General features: G+C 58.4%; 14 protein-coding genes and 1 pseudogene. 3 read left to right on the plus strand and 12 right to left on the minus strand.

What is annotated here, in order from left to right; translation table 11 throughout:
• Nucleotides 1–168 precede the first annotated feature (168 nt).
• The 3 genes from minE to minC form a co-directional block, all read right to left on the minus strand.
• Nucleotides 169–423 carry a cell division topological specificity factor MinE gene (gene minE / locus ACYZT2_RS10245; protein WP_007898843.1) on the minus strand — a complete coding sequence of 85 codons (255 nt, stop codon included), beginning with the start codon at nucleotides 421–423 and terminating at the stop codon, nucleotides 169–171.
• Nucleotides 423–1235 (minus strand): septum site-determining protein MinD, encoded by an 813-nt coding sequence (gene minD, locus ACYZT2_RS10250; protein ID WP_038979761.1) that lies wholly within the window; start codon nucleotides 1233–1235, stop codon nucleotides 423–425. The genes minE and minD overlap by 1 nt, the downstream gene beginning before the upstream one ends.
• Before the next feature lie 201 nt (nucleotides 1236–1436).
• A complete protein-coding gene (minC, locus tag ACYZT2_RS10255; protein ID WP_030131658.1) occupies nucleotides 1437–2174 on the minus strand; it encodes a septum site-determining protein MinC in 738 nt (245 codons plus the stop codon).
• A 118-nt stretch (nucleotides 2175–2292) separates the two neighbouring features.
• Here minC and ACYZT2_RS10260 point away from each other — a divergent pair, with 118 nt between their 5' ends.
• Together ACYZT2_RS10260 and ACYZT2_RS10265 are read left to right on the plus strand one after the other, a co-directional pair.
• The gene (locus tag ACYZT2_RS10260) at nucleotides 2293–3225 is read left to right on the plus strand and encodes a lipid A biosynthesis lauroyl acyltransferase (RefSeq protein ID WP_461971811.1); all 933 of its coding nucleotides are present in this window, start codon (nucleotides 2293–2295) and stop codon (nucleotides 3223–3225) included.
• Nucleotides 3226–3260: 35 nt separating this feature from the next.
• The gene (locus tag ACYZT2_RS10265) at nucleotides 3261–4415 is read left to right on the plus strand and encodes a patatin-like phospholipase family protein (RefSeq protein WP_461971813.1); all 1155 of its coding nucleotides are present in this window, start codon (nucleotides 3261–3263) and stop codon (nucleotides 4413–4415) included.
• Nucleotides 4416–4502: 87 nt separating this feature from the next.
• On the opposite strand, the gene ACYZT2_RS10270 is transcribed toward ACYZT2_RS10265, so the two are convergent.
• The 8 genes and pseudogenes from ACYZT2_RS10270 to puuE all read right to left on the minus strand — a co-directional run bounded on the left by ACYZT2_RS10270 (nucleotide 4503) and on the right by puuE (nucleotide 11544).
• Complete coding sequence (locus ACYZT2_RS10270) at nucleotides 4503–5288, minus strand: outer membrane protein OmpK (protein ID WP_461971815.1); 786 nt, start codon at nucleotides 5286–5288, stop codon at nucleotides 4503–4505.
• 376 nt (nucleotides 5289–5664) lie between these two features.
• Complete coding sequence (locus ACYZT2_RS10275) at nucleotides 5665–6450, minus strand: outer membrane protein OmpK (protein ID WP_461971817.1); 786 nt, start codon at nucleotides 6448–6450, stop codon at nucleotides 5665–5667.
• A gap of 95 nt (nucleotides 6451–6545) precedes the next feature.
• A pseudogene (locus ACYZT2_RS10280) lies at nucleotides 6546–6860 on the minus strand (solute carrier family 23 protein); the annotation flags it as partial.
• A gap of 180 nt (nucleotides 6861–7040) precedes the next feature.
• The gene (locus ACYZT2_RS10285; RefSeq protein WP_461971819.1) at nucleotides 7041–8345 is read right to left on the minus strand and encodes a urate hydroxylase PuuD; all 1305 of its coding nucleotides are present in this window, start codon (nucleotides 8343–8345) and stop codon (nucleotides 7041–7043) included.
• Nucleotides 8346–8395: 50 nt separating this feature from the next.
• Nucleotides 8396–8899 (minus strand): ureidoglycolate lyase, encoded by a 504-nt coding sequence (locus ACYZT2_RS10290; protein WP_454185447.1) that lies wholly within the window; start codon nucleotides 8897–8899, stop codon nucleotides 8396–8398.
• Nucleotides 8900–9021: 122 nt separating this feature from the next.
• The gene (gene alc, locus ACYZT2_RS10295; RefSeq protein WP_461971822.1) at nucleotides 9022–10017 is read right to left on the minus strand and encodes an allantoicase; all 996 of its coding nucleotides are present in this window, start codon (nucleotides 10015–10017) and stop codon (nucleotides 9022–9024) included.
• Between the two features lie 88 nt (nucleotides 10018–10105).
• On the minus strand, nucleotides 10106–10621 hold the full coding sequence (uraD, locus tag ACYZT2_RS10300; protein ID WP_461971824.1) for a 2-oxo-4-hydroxy-4-carboxy-5-ureidoimidazoline decarboxylase: 516 nt from the start codon (nucleotides 10619–10621) through the stop codon (nucleotides 10106–10108).
• Complete coding sequence (gene puuE / locus ACYZT2_RS10305; protein ID WP_461971826.1) at nucleotides 10618–11544, minus strand: allantoinase PuuE; 927 nt, start codon at nucleotides 11542–11544, stop codon at nucleotides 10618–10620. The genes uraD and puuE overlap by 4 nt, the downstream gene beginning before the upstream one ends.
• Before the next feature lie 435 nt (nucleotides 11545–11979).
• Between puuE and uraH the strand changes: the two genes are divergently transcribed.
• On the plus strand, nucleotides 11980–12333 hold the full coding sequence (uraH, locus tag ACYZT2_RS10310) for a hydroxyisourate hydrolase (RefSeq protein ID WP_461971828.1): 354 nt from the start codon (nucleotides 11980–11982) through the stop codon (nucleotides 12331–12333).
• Nucleotides 12334–12511: 178 nt separating this feature from the next.
• On the opposite strand, the gene ACYZT2_RS10315 is transcribed toward uraH, so the two are convergent.
• Nucleotides 12512–13138, minus strand: coding sequence for a LysE family translocator (locus ACYZT2_RS10315; protein WP_461971830.1), 627 nt, complete (start codon nucleotides 13136–13138; stop codon nucleotides 12512–12514).
• Nucleotides 13139–13166 lie beyond the last annotated feature (28 nt).

A 13166-nucleotide genomic window follows, 5' to 3' on the forward strand; every position in this document is an offset into this window, starting at 1 on the left:
TAACAAACGCCAACGGCGGCTCAGGCCCCGCCCCTGTAGGAGCGAAGCTTGCTCGCGAATGCGTCACCTCGGTCTATCAGATACACCGAGTTGCCTGTGTTCGCGAGCAAGCTTCGCTCCTACGGAGTGCGTAATAGCCTGAGCCGCCGTGGCTCCTGTCGGATCGACTCAGCGATCTGGCAGGGTGATATTGAGTTCCAGGATCGAGCAACTGCCCTGGTTTTCCAGAGCGACGTGCACGTCATCGGACCCGATATTGACGTACTTGCGGATCACTTCCACCAGTTCCTTCTGCAAGGCTGGCAGGTAATCCGGCGTACTGCGCTGGCCGCGTTCATGCGCCACGATGATCTGTAGACGCTCTTTCGCTACCGACGCGGTACTGACCTTTTTACTGGCACGAAAGAAGTCAAAAAGGTTCATTACCTACCTCCAAAAAGTCGCTCGAAGAATCCCTTCTTCTCGACATCGAGGAAACGATGGTCCACGGTTTTGCCCAGCAGACGATCAACCGCATCGCTGTACGCCTGACCGGCGTCGCTCTGGTCGTCGAGAATTACTGGCACGCCTTGGTTGGAGGCTTTGAGGACGGCTTGCGATTCCGGAATCACGCCCAGCAGCGTCACCGCGAGGATGTCCTTGACGTCTTCGACGCCGAGCATTTCGCCGTTGCTCACGCGTGTAGGGTTGTAGCGAGTCAGCAACAAGTGTTCCTTGATCGGGTCTTCGCCGTTTTCGGCGCGACGGGACTTGCTGGCCAACAGGCCCAGCATGCGGTCCGAGTCACGTACGGAGGAGACTTCCGGGTTGGTCACGACAATCGCTTCGTCAGCGAAGTACATGGCCAGATGGGCGCCTTTCTCGATGCCCGCCGGGGAGTCGCAGACCACGAATTCGAAGTCTTCCTTGAGCTGCATCAGGACCTTTTCGACGCCTTCGACAGTCAGCGCGTCTTTGTCGCGGGTCTGACTGGCGGCCAGTACGTAGAGGTTTTCCAGACGCTTGTCTTTGATCAGAGCCTGTTGCAGGTTGGCTTCGCCGTTTACCACGTTGACGAAGTCATACACCACGCGACGCTCGCAACCCATGATCAGGTCGAGGTTACGCAAACCGACGTCGAAGTCGACGATAACTGTTTTGTGACCACGCAGAGCGAGGCCGGTACCGATAGCGGCGCTGGTGGTGGTCTTACCCACACCACCCTTGCCGGATGTAACCACGAGAATCTTGGCCAAGGTGTTTTACCCCTAAGGAAAAAGGACGTTTAGCCCCTGAAAAACATCTCTTGAAAAACTACTGCAGTCGGACAGCCTTGGCTGGAATCCGGTTCTGAGCGGCGCTTACCCGCGGTAAACACTGCTTTTGGCCTTTTTCCTACTTCGTTTGAGCCGTTTTCGCTACGTTTTAGAGATGCTTGGAAAATGCGGCAGTATCCGTTAAAGCCGAATGATGTTCAACACGTCGCCCGACAGGCTGACTTGTACGCCCGCGCCCCACAATGGATCACGACGCAGATCCTCGGAAACCTTGTAGTGGCCAGCGATGGAGACCAGTTCAGCGGTCATTTGCTGACAGAAAATCCTGGCTTTCGTGTCACCTTTGACGCCGGCCAAGACACGACCGCGCATCGCGCCGTATACATGGATGTTCCCATCGGCGAGAAGTTCCGCCCCCGGGCTGACCGATGAAATCACCACCAAATCGCACCCCTGGGCATAAATTTGCTGGCCACCGCGTACCGGCGAAGTGATGATTTTGGTCGGTTTGATGGTCGGTTCCGGTGGCTTTTCCGGTTTTTTCACCACAGTGCCTTCGTGCGGGTCGAGCGGGCGCTCACGGGCGCCGGACGGCGGCAACACCGGCAGATCGACCGCGATAGCGGCGGCAATGTCTTCGATGCGGCTGGCACGGATCGCCAGGGTGCGCAGGCCATGCTGGCGGCAGATGCGCATCAGCCCCGGAAGATCGACCGAGCCTTCGCTGGCCGGAAGTTTGTCCAGGGCCAGGACCAGCGGCGCATTGCTGAAGAAGTTTGGCGCTTGGGCGACCTTGGCGGCCAGTTGCCGATCAAGGTTCTCCAGGTCGTTACGGGCCAGTTCCAGCACCGTAATGGCGAGCATGCTGCCCTTCAACTGGAACACGGGATCTTGGTCTAGCGGTTCGGTTTGGCTCATGGTCGGCATACAACGACTTGTCACTAAAAGTGCCGAGACTTATAACGAGAACGCCCGCAGGCCGCAAGCCGGGTCGAACGATGTAGAATGCGCGGCCATTGTCCTGACGGAACCTTTAATGGATCGCCCGCGTTTTCGAACAGCATTTCTTTCTCCACGTTTCTGGCCGCTGTGGTGTGGCTTGGGGCTGTTGTGGCTGATTGTGCAGTTGCCGTATCCGGCGTTGCTGTCGGTCGGTCGCGTCTTGGGTGCATTGATGTATCGAGTGGCCGGCGACCGACGGCGCATCGCCAAGCGCAATCTTGAGCTGTGTTTCCCTGAAAAGTCCGCCGCCGAGCGCAAGCGTCTGCTCAAGGAAAACTTCGCCTCCACCGGCATCGCCTTCTTCGAGATGGCCATGAGCTGGTGGTGGTCGCGCAAGCGTCTGGCGAAACTGGCCCATGTCGAAGGCCTGGAGCATTTGAAGCAGGCCCAACGCGACGGCAAGGGCGTGATTCTGATGGCCGTGCATTTCACCACGCTGGAAATCGGCGCGGCGCTGCTCGGTCAGCAGCACACCATTGATGGCATGTACCGCGAACACAAGAATCCGCTGTTCGACTACATCCAGCGTCGTGGGCGCGAGCGGCACAACCTCGACTCGCTGGCGGTGGAGCGCGACGATGTGCGTGGCATGCTCAAACTGTTGCGGGCAGGCCGAGCGATCTGGTACGCACCGGATCAGGACTATGGCGCCAAGCAAAGTATCTTTGTGCCGCTGTTCGGGGTTCAGGCGGCGACCGTCACCGCCACCAGCAAATTCGCACGGCTGGGCAAAGCGCTGGTAGTGCCGTTCACTCAGCAACGCCTGGCTGACGGCAGCGGTTATCGATTGGTGATTCATGCGCCGCTCGAGGGTTTTCCCGGCGAGACGGAAGAGGCTGACTGCCTCCGGATCAACCAGTGGGTCGAAAGTGCTTTGCGCGAATGCCCGGAGCAATACCTCTGGGCACATCGCCGCTTCAAGACCCGTCCACCGGGCGAGCCGAAGCTGTACGCCAAACGCGGTTGAGTCACCGATCCCTTTAAGCACCATGGAGTGTTGCGATGAGTTCTGCTGAACCGGTTACAGGGTTGATACTTTCCGGCGGCGGGGCTCGGGCGGCTTATCAGGTGGGCGTGCTGGCGGCGATTGCCGAGTTGCTGCCGGTGGGGGCGGCGAATCCGTTTCCGGTCATCGTCGGCACCTCGGCCGGCGCAATCAACGCGGTCAGCCTGGCCAGTGGGGCAATGGACTTTCGTGGCGCGATTCAGCGTCTGACCGCCTTCTGGCAAGGTTTTCGCAGCCATCTGGTGTTGCGCAGCGACTGGCCGGGGGTGATCCATCAAGCCACCCGTTTTGTCAGTCACAATCTGATGGGCATTGGCGCCCCGGTGCCAGTGGCCCTGCTCAACAGCTCGCCGCTACGCGGTTTACTCAACGACAAACTGCACATGCCCGGCATTGCCGAGGCCATCGCGCAAAAGCAGTTGAAGGCGGTGGCGGTCACGGCGTTTGGCTATGAGTCCGGTCAGGCCGTCACGTTTTATCAGGGCGGCGGCACCATCGAGTCCTGGTTGCGCCATCGGCGAATCGGCGTGCCGACACAATTGACCGTCGAACATTTGCTCGCCAGTTCGGCGATTCCGTTGCTGTTTGCACCGGTGAAAATCGGCGAAGAATATTTCGGCGATGGCGCGGTGCGTCAATCAGCACCGATCAGTCCGGCCCTGCACCTGGGTGCCAGCCGCGTGCTGGTGGTGGGCGTCAGCGGCAACCCGCGTGGGATCGACCCGCAACAGCCGTTGCAACGCGCTTACACCGGTCAGCAGCCGACCCTGGCGCAAATCGGCGGGCACATGCTCAACAGTACGTTCATCGACAGCCTGGAAAGCGACATCGAGTTGTTGCAGCGTCTGAATCAGTTCAGCCATCTGCTGCCTGACGGCGCGCCGAGTCGTGCATTGGGAGCAGCGCCGGTGGAAGTGCTGGTGATTTCGCCGAGTCAGCCAATCGATGAAATTGCGGCGCGGCATCGCCAGGAATTACCGGCGGCTTTGCGCTTGTTTTTGCGCGGGCCGGGGGCGACCAAGACTAGCGGGGCGGGGGTGCTGAGTTATCTGCTGTTCGAGGCGGGGTATTGCAGCGAGTTGATTGATCTGGGGCGGCGCGATGCGTTGGCCAAGCGGGATGAGCTGTGCCGGTTTTTGGGGTTGTCATAAAGCAAAAGATCGCAGCCTGCGGCAGCTCCTACCCCGGATGCGCACGTCCGTAGGAGCTGGCGAAGCCTGCGATCTTTTGACTTTAAATCAGAAGTGGAACTTCACCAGCAAGCTCGTGTTGCTTTGATCAGTCTTGAAGTACTGGCTGTCCTTGATCCCGTACTTGTCTGACCAATAGTCGTACTCGACACCGACGTACAACTGCTTCTCGCCAATGTTCAGGGCTTTGCCCAAGTCGTATTTGACCTGTGGGTTGAAGTGCAAATTGGCGTGGTAAGTGCCTTTGCTGTTCTTGTCGTTATCGACCACCCAGTCCATGAAACCATCGATCAGGATGTTCGAATCGCCCACAGGAATGGTGTAAGACCAGACCGGGGTGATCTGCCAGACGTTGTCACCCGGGCGGCTGCCCTCGGTGTGACGCTGATAGAAGTTCAGCTGGAAGTAGTCGAACCCGGGAATCGCCAGGTCGAAACCCGGACCGATCAGGTAGGACTCGGTATCGCCCTCACCGAACTCGTACGTCATGGCCAGCAGCACGTCTTTGATCGGGCCGAATTCGATCTTCTGGTCGAGGACCTTGCCCAGCGAAATACGCGGCTGGAACTCCCCGTAATATGTGTTTGGGCCGGCGTTGAAGTCTTTTTCGCCGTTGTAGAAGATCTTGTCGAGGAAGAAGAAGTTATCCCCGTATTTCCAGGCATCGGCGTGCTCGAAGGTGACGGTTTGCTGAATGCGCGGGTTGACCTGGAAGTCCTTGCCATAGAGGTAGGTCAGGCTGTTGTTCTGCCATTGCAGCAAGTCGCCGGCCATTGCCTGGCCCCCGGCCAACAAGGATCCCGCGAGCATCAGGCTGGTGCACGTACGTTTCATTCGGTTGCTCCCAAAAAGTAGGTGGTTCCACGTTATTTTTCTAAGGTCGGCGCTCTGGTGTGGCGCCTTTTCTTGCTGCTGTAAAAAATCATCCATTCGGTCAGCTTTGATGCTGTTAGCAAGAGCTGAGCCAAGGCTTTCGAAAAGCAAAAAAACGCCCGTTCGGCTGTTCGAAAACAGTCGATTGAGCGTCAATTCGAGAGGCCTTGATACTGTCCAGAGCCGGGATAAGTTGGCTTTCTGGTCAGGAATTAAGTCCGCGCTTTTTTTTAGAGCGGATTCGGGCGGGCGCGGAGAATACTGACTCCCGCGCCATGGCTCAAGTGCCCCGCAACAGAGCACCAGCAACAGGTTTGGGGCAGGGTTGCGGGCCATCTTAAAAGTGCACCTTTACCAGCAGGCTGGCGGTGTTTTGGTGGGTGTCCAGGGTGGCGCTGTTCTGGATTCCGTACTTGTTCTTCCAGTAGCTGTATTCGGTGCCGACGTAGACGAATTTATCGCCCCAGCCCAACGCTTTGCCCAGGTCGTATTTGATCTGCGGATTGATGTGCAGGTTGGCGTGGTAAGTGCCGCGTGAGTTGCGATCGTTGTCCACCACCCAGTCCAGATAGCCATCGATCAACAGGTTCGAATTACCCAGCGCTACGCTGTAGGACCAGGATGGTGTGATCTGCCAGACACCATCGCCAGGGCGTGGGCCTTCGGTCTGGCGACGATAGAAGTTCAAGGTGAAGTAGTTGAAACCCGGCACTGCCAGATCGAAGCCCGGGCCGATCAGATACGCTTCGCTGTCGCCTTCGCCATACTCGTAAGTCATGGCCAGCAGCACGTCCTTGACCGGGCCGAACTCGAAACGACGGTCGAGCATTTTGCCAAAGGACAGACGTGGACTGAATTCGCCATAAAAGGCATGGGGGCCTTTATTGCGGTCTTCTTCGCCGTTGTAGAAGATCTTGTCGACGAACAGGAAGTTATCGCCGTACTTCCATTTGTCGGCGTGCTCGAACGTCACCGTCTGCTGGATCGACGGGTTGATCACGAAATTTTTGCCGTACAGGTAGCTCAGGCTATTGGTTTGCCACAGCAGTAAATCGCTGGCCATGGCCTGGCTCGCGGCCAACAGGCCAGAGCCCAACAGCACGCTGGTTTTTGTCCGAATCATCTGTTGCTCCCTCTTGTTTTTATTGTTTGAGGCGCAGGCAGCCACCCCTGTGGGAGCGAGCAGGCTCGCTTCCACAGGGGTTTATCTTTACGGTGTCAGTGCGGGTGGGCGTGGCAGTCGTTGACGGTTGTGCGCTCGTGACCGCCAAGAATGTTGAACAACAGGTTCAACGCCAGGGCGCTCAACGTGGCCATGGCGATGCCGCTGTGGGTGATCGGGCTCATCCACATCGGCAGGTGCGCGAAGAATTCCGGGCGTACCACCGGGATCAGCCCCATGCCGATGCTCACCGCTACCAGCAATTGGTTGCGACGGTCACCGATGTCGGCCTCTTGAAGAATCTTGATCCCGGTGGCGGCGACCATGCCGAACATCGCAATGGCCGCGCCGCCCAGTACCGCAGGTGGAAGCAAAAGGGGTAAACGCTGAATGGCGGGTGCGTCGGGGATGCGGGCTTCGGATAGCTCGGACATGCAACACCTCGGATCTTTTTTATTCTTGTGATTTGTGTCAGGTGGACCGCGTTGCGGCCATTCGCGGGCAAGCCTCGCTCCTACAGGAGCGAGGCTTGCCCGCGAAACTTTTTTTGCTTATTGGGTCTGGGCCCCCTGAACAATCCACGCACCAATCAAGTCACGCTCTTGCTGAGTCATCTGGGTGATGTTGCCCAGTGGCATGATCTGGCTGGCAACAGCCTGGGCCTGGATGCGCGGGGCCTGGAGCTTGATTTGCTCCGGGGTATCGAACATCACGCCCGCCGGCGCCGCGCTGAACAGCGGGCTGGTGGGTTTGGCCGAATGGCAGACCGTGCAGCGTTCCTGGATCACGTCGTGCACCTTGTCGAAGGCAGGACCGGCATTTGACGCCTGGGCGGGTGCAGTTTCAGGGGCCGTCGCCGGTGTAGCTTCAGCTGGTTTCTTGCCACCGCCGAGTGCGGTTTCCGGCAGCGGCTGGTACTCGATGGTCCCAGGCGCCTTAGCCACTTCAGGGGCGCTGGACATCGGTGCCGGCCCGGTCACGTAGGCCAGGCAGATCATGCCGACCGCCGCAGCAGGCAGGGTCCAGGCAAACTTGTGGCTGTCATGACGGGTGTTGAAGTAGTGACGCACCAACACCGCCAGCACCGCGATCCCGGCCAGGATCAGCCAGTTGTATTGGCTGCCGTAAGTGCTCGGAAAGTGGTTGCTGATCATGATGAACAGCACCGGCAAGGTGAAGTAGTTGTTGTGCCGCGAGCGCAGCAAGCCTTTGGCCGGCAGCGCCGGATCGGGCGTGCGGTTCTCGGCGATCGCCGCCACCAATGCGCGCTGCGCCGGCATGATGATGCGGAACACGTTGCCGACCATGATGGTGCCGATGATCGCGCCGACGTGCAGGTACGCACCACGACCGCTGAACACTTTGCTGAAGCCGTAAGCCGCGCCGATGATCAGCACGAACAGGATGAAGCCGAGCAAGGCAGGGCGTTTGCCCAGGGCCGAGTCGCAGAGGAAGGAGTAGACAAACCAGCCGACGAACAGCGAGCCGATACCCAACAGAACACCTTCAGGGCCGGTCAGGCTGCTGCCCGGAGCGAGCAGGTACAGCGTCGGGTTGGAGTAGAACACCACGCACAGCAGCGCGACCCCCGACAGCCAGGTGAAGTAGGCTTCCCATTTGAACCAGTGCAGGTTGTCCGGCATGGTCGGTGGAGCCAGTTTGTATTTTTCCAGGTGGTAGATACCGCCGCCGTGGATCGCCCACAAATCGCCCGCCAGCCCGTTTTTCGGGTTGACCCGATTGAGGTTGTTTTCCAGCCAGACAAAATAGAACGACGCGCCGATCCAGGCCACGCCAGTGATCATGTGAACCCAGCGCACGCTCAGGTTCAGCCATTCCAACAGATGTGCTTCCACAGTCTTTACCTCTCGCCTGTCACTCTGTCGTCGAGTGATCAGACCTTCTCTTATTGGTGGGGGGCGAGGATCAAACGCTCATCCTCTTTGAAAAAATGCTCATCGCAGTTATTGCCTGTGCCACTGCGATCAACCACCAGGAAGTCATCCCGCTTTTCGATCGTCAGCACCGGGTGGTGCCAGACGCCGCGATGGTAATTAATGCCCTGCCTGCCGTTGGTGACGAAGGCGCGGACCAAGCCTGATACAGGTTCATCGCCAAGTGGCGCGACCACGATCAGAAAGGGGTTGCCGAGCAGCGGAATGAAAGCCTGGCTGCCCAGCGGGTGACGCTCCAGCATGCAGACGGTCAGCGGCATGTCCTGCGCGTCGGCGCGGAAGATGCTGATGATCGCGTTGTCCTCTGGCGTGGCGGTTTCAACCACAGCCAGTTTGTGAAAGCGCATGGTCGAACCGTTGTTGATCATGAAGTGATCGCTGCCGTCGGTTTCAATCACGTCACCGAAAGGGGCGAAGGCTTCTTTGGTCAGCGGTTCAATCGTCAATGTGCGCATGCTGTTCTTCTTTTCGTTGAGTTCTGTGTTGTTTGATCTGGCGTCTTCGCGGGCGAGCCTCGCTCCTACAGGGTTTGCGTAATACCTGTAGGAGCGAGGCTTGCCCGCGAAGGGCGCGCCGCTTATTTAGTTACCTTGCCCAATACCCGCAGGCGACTCACACCACCGTCCGGGAACACGTTCAGGCGGATATGGGTGATCGGGCCCAGTGCCTTGATCTGCTCGGCGAAGGTGTGTTCGGCGTGCATTTCCAGCTTCTGGCTTGGCAGCAGTTCACGCCAGAACAGCGATTGGGTTTCGATCTGGCTGTCGGTGCCGCCTTTCACGAATGCACCCTGAATCGAACAGGTGTCCGGGTAATTACCCTTGAAGTGCAAGGTGTCGACGATGACTTTCTCGATCTCGCCCGCATGACCCAGCGCGACGATCACCCAGTCATTGCCCGGCGTGCGACGACGTGCGGTTTCCCAGCCATCGCCCATGTTGATGCCACGGCCCGGGTTGAGGATGTTGCTCATGCGGCCGAAGTGTTCGTCGGAGCAGGCGAGTGCGCGACCGCCGTTCAGGGCAGATGCCAGGTCGATCTGTTCGTTGTCGCCCACAGCCGACCAGTCGCGGTAGGGAATGCCGTAAACACGCAGACGGGCCACGCCGCCATCCGGGTAGATGTTGAAACGCAGATGGCTGAACGCCTGGTCGTTGTTGATTTCATGGTAGTGGTGGCTGTTGCCTTGCAGCTCGACGGCCGACAGCACTTCAGTCCATTGGGTGTTTTCGTCGGGCTCGCCCGAAGTCAGGAAGCAGGCTTCCAGTGAAGCAGACGGCGGGAAGTTGCCGGTGAAGAATGAAGTGTCGATGTCCACGCCTTTGATCGAGCCCGGTACGCCCAGGCGGATCACCGCGCTGTCGTAGCCTTCGAAGCGCTTGCGGCGCGACTCCCAGCCGTCCATCCACTTGCCGTTGTCATCGAACACGCCCTCCTTCCACACGGCCGGGGTCGGTTGGAACAGACGGTTGGCGTCTGCGAACCAGTCATCGGTGACCGAGATGATTTTGGTGCCCAGACGGGCGTCGGCCAGGTTGACGAACTTCTCGAAAGGTACGGCGTAAGCTTTCATTCTTCTTGTCTGCCTTTAATAAGTTGGCTTGGGATGCTCTCAGGGCCCTGGGCGATCTGTGCGTTCAATTCCGCTCGGGCCAAGGTCGCTATAGGGTCAGTAATCGGAACAACGCGATCTTGTTGATCTCCGCCAGCGCGCATTTGAATTCGGTGTCGACCGAGTTGTGTATGCGCGTTTCGAACGCTGCGAGGATCTGATGCCGGTTGCTGCCTTTTACCGCCATGATGAAGGGAAACTTGAACTTGGCTTTGTAGGCGTCGTTCAGCTCGGTGAAGCGTTCAAACTCATCGCTCGAGCATTGGTGAATACCGGCGCCAGCCTGTTCGTTCGTGCTGGCTTCGGTCAGTTGGCCCTGGACGGCGGCTTTGCCGGCCAGGTCCGGGTGAGCGTTGATCAGGGCCAGTTGACTGGCGTGATCGGCGCTCAACAGGATGTCGCTCATGCGCTGGTGCAGGGTTTCGATCTCGTCGATCGAAGCGTCCTGGCCCAGGTCGAAGGCCTTCTCGGCCACCCATGGCGAGTGTTCGTAGATGTCGGCGAAGGCGGCGACAAACGCGTCGCGGCTCAGGGTCGATGGCTTCAGGGTTTGGAAGTGGCTCATTTCGCGGCCCCTTGATACGGGTGGGTTTCGTGCCAGTGACGGGCGATGTCGACGCGACGGCTGAACCACACCTGTTCATGACTTTTAGCGTATTCGATAAAGCGTTTGAGCGAGGCCAGACGCGCCGGACGGCCAATCAGACGGCAGTGCAGGCCGATCGACAACATCTTCGGTGCTTCGGCGCCTTCGGCATACAGCACGTCGAAGGCGTCTTTGAGGTATTCAAAGAAATCGTCGCCCTTGTTGAAACCCTGGACCTGGGTGAAGCGCATGTCGTTAGTGTCCAGCGTGTACGGAATCACCAGGTGCGGTTTGCCGGTCGGGTTGTTCGGTTCCCAGTAGGGCAGGTCGTCGTCGTAGGTGTCGCAGTCGTAAAGGAAACCGCCTTCTTCCATCACCAATCGACGGGTGTTCGGGCCGGTGCGGCCGGTGTACCAGCCCAGTGGGCGCTCGCCGGTGATTTCGGTGAGGACGCGGATCGCTTCGAGCATGTGCTCACGTTCCTGAGCTTCGTCCATGTACTGATAGTCGATCCAGCGGTAGCCGTGACTGCAGATCTCGTGTCCGGCATCGACCATCGCGCGGATCACGTCCGGGTGGCGCTGGGCGGCCATGGCCACGGCGAAGATGGTCAGCGGAATGTCGAATTCCTTGAACAGTTTCAGAACCCGCCAGACGCCGGCACGGCTGCCATACTCGTAAAGGGATTCCATGCTCATGTTGCGCTCGCCTTGCAGCGGCTGCGCCGAGACCATCTCCGAGAGGAAAGCTTCGGACTCTTTATCGCCGTGCAGGATATTGCGCTCGCCACCTTCCTCGTAGTTGAGCACGAAAGACAGCGCGATGCGGGCATTGCCCGGCCAGTGTGGGTGAGGAGGGTTACTGCCGTAACCGATCAGGTCGCGTGGGTAGTCAGCGCTCACTGCAGTCTTCCTTCTTGTTCGTGTCGACTTATTCAAAGTCAGGGTGTGTGTGGCGGCCTGGCGATGAGAGGGCAGGCTGGCGTCACAGCGATGGAGTGATTGTATACAACTTTATATTCACTTTGTAAGCCTGATTTTTTGCATTTTTCACTGACTGTCCACTTTGAAGGGTACTGCAAGAAACCTGCCTGACTGGTCAGCTAATGGATAGAAGGTGCACTGATCTTATGGTTTGGCGCAAGATTCACTGATAAACGCTGAATGACGTTGGCAGCGGTAAAAATGTCGTTTTTATTGTGTACAATTTTTTTGAAAAGTGTCTTAATTAGTCGCTCGCCGCAGCTTTTCGTGCTCCGAAACGGTGCGGTCTCCTTTTCAACTGACTTCGGGAGGCGCGAGGTCTGACTGCTCCACGCAGGCAGGCGCGCAGAATCAATGGGACGTTTGACTACACACGTTTTGGACGCTGCACACGGTTGCCCGGGCAGTTCGATCAAGGTCGAGTTGTACCGCGTTGAAGGTTCGCAGCTGGAATTGGTCTCCACTGCGCTCACCAACAGCGATGGCCGAGTCGATGCGCCGCTGCTGCAAGGCGATGACTACCGGTCCGGGGTTTATCAGCTTCAGTTTCACGCGGGTGATTACTACCGCGCCCGTGGGGTTCAACTGCCTGAGCCTGCGTTCCTGGATGTGGTGGTGCTGCGTTTTGGCATCTCTGCGGAACAGGATCACTACCATGTGCCGTTGTTGATTTCGCCGTACAGCTATTCGACCTACAGAGGAAGCTAGGACTTTCCCCCCAAGAATCCTGCGCAAATAGCTTCTTTGGTCTTTCGCCCGCTCACACTGCGGGCTTTTTTTTGCCTGATGGAAAGTCAAAAGATCGCAGCCTTCGGCAGCTCCTACAGGTGTACGCCAAACCATGTAGGAGGGGCCGAAGGCTGCGATCTTTTGATCTTGCGTTACCTCAACGGCTCAACAACGACGCCGCACCGGCACCACTGAACAACCCCGCACTCACCCGGTTAAACCAGCTCTGCCCCTTGCCGCTGCGCAGATACCGCGCCGCGCCATGGGCACCCAGCCCATAAGCCAATTTGCACAGCAGATCCAGCACAGTCCAGGTCACTATCATCACCAGCAATTGCGGCAGGAACGGTTGCTGGGCACTCAAAAACTGCGGCAGGAAAGCGGCGAAGAACAAAATGTCTTTCGGGTTGCTGGCGCCGAGCATGAATGCGCGTCCGAACAGTGCACGAAAGCGCGGCACCGGCGCAGCCTGGGGCACTTCGGCGCCTTGGGATGGCTGACGCGATTGCTGCCAGCTCTGCCAGGCGAGATAGAACAGGTACAACGCACCGACGATTTTCAGGGCGCTGAACAGCTGTTCCGACGCCAGCAACAAAGCGCCCAAGCCAAGCGCTGAAGCACTGAGCAGGCAGATCGACGCAATCACGCCCCCCAGAAACGCCGGGTAAGAACGGCGCAAACCGTAATTCAGGCTGTTGCTGATCATCAGCAACGACAGTGGCCCAGGGATCAGGATCACCACCAGCGCAGCGCCGCTGAACAGCAGCCAGGTTTCCAGACTCATCACTTTCCTCCCTATGTGCAAAAGCCCC

The organism is Pseudomonas sp. MDT1-85 (assembly GCF_054898065.1).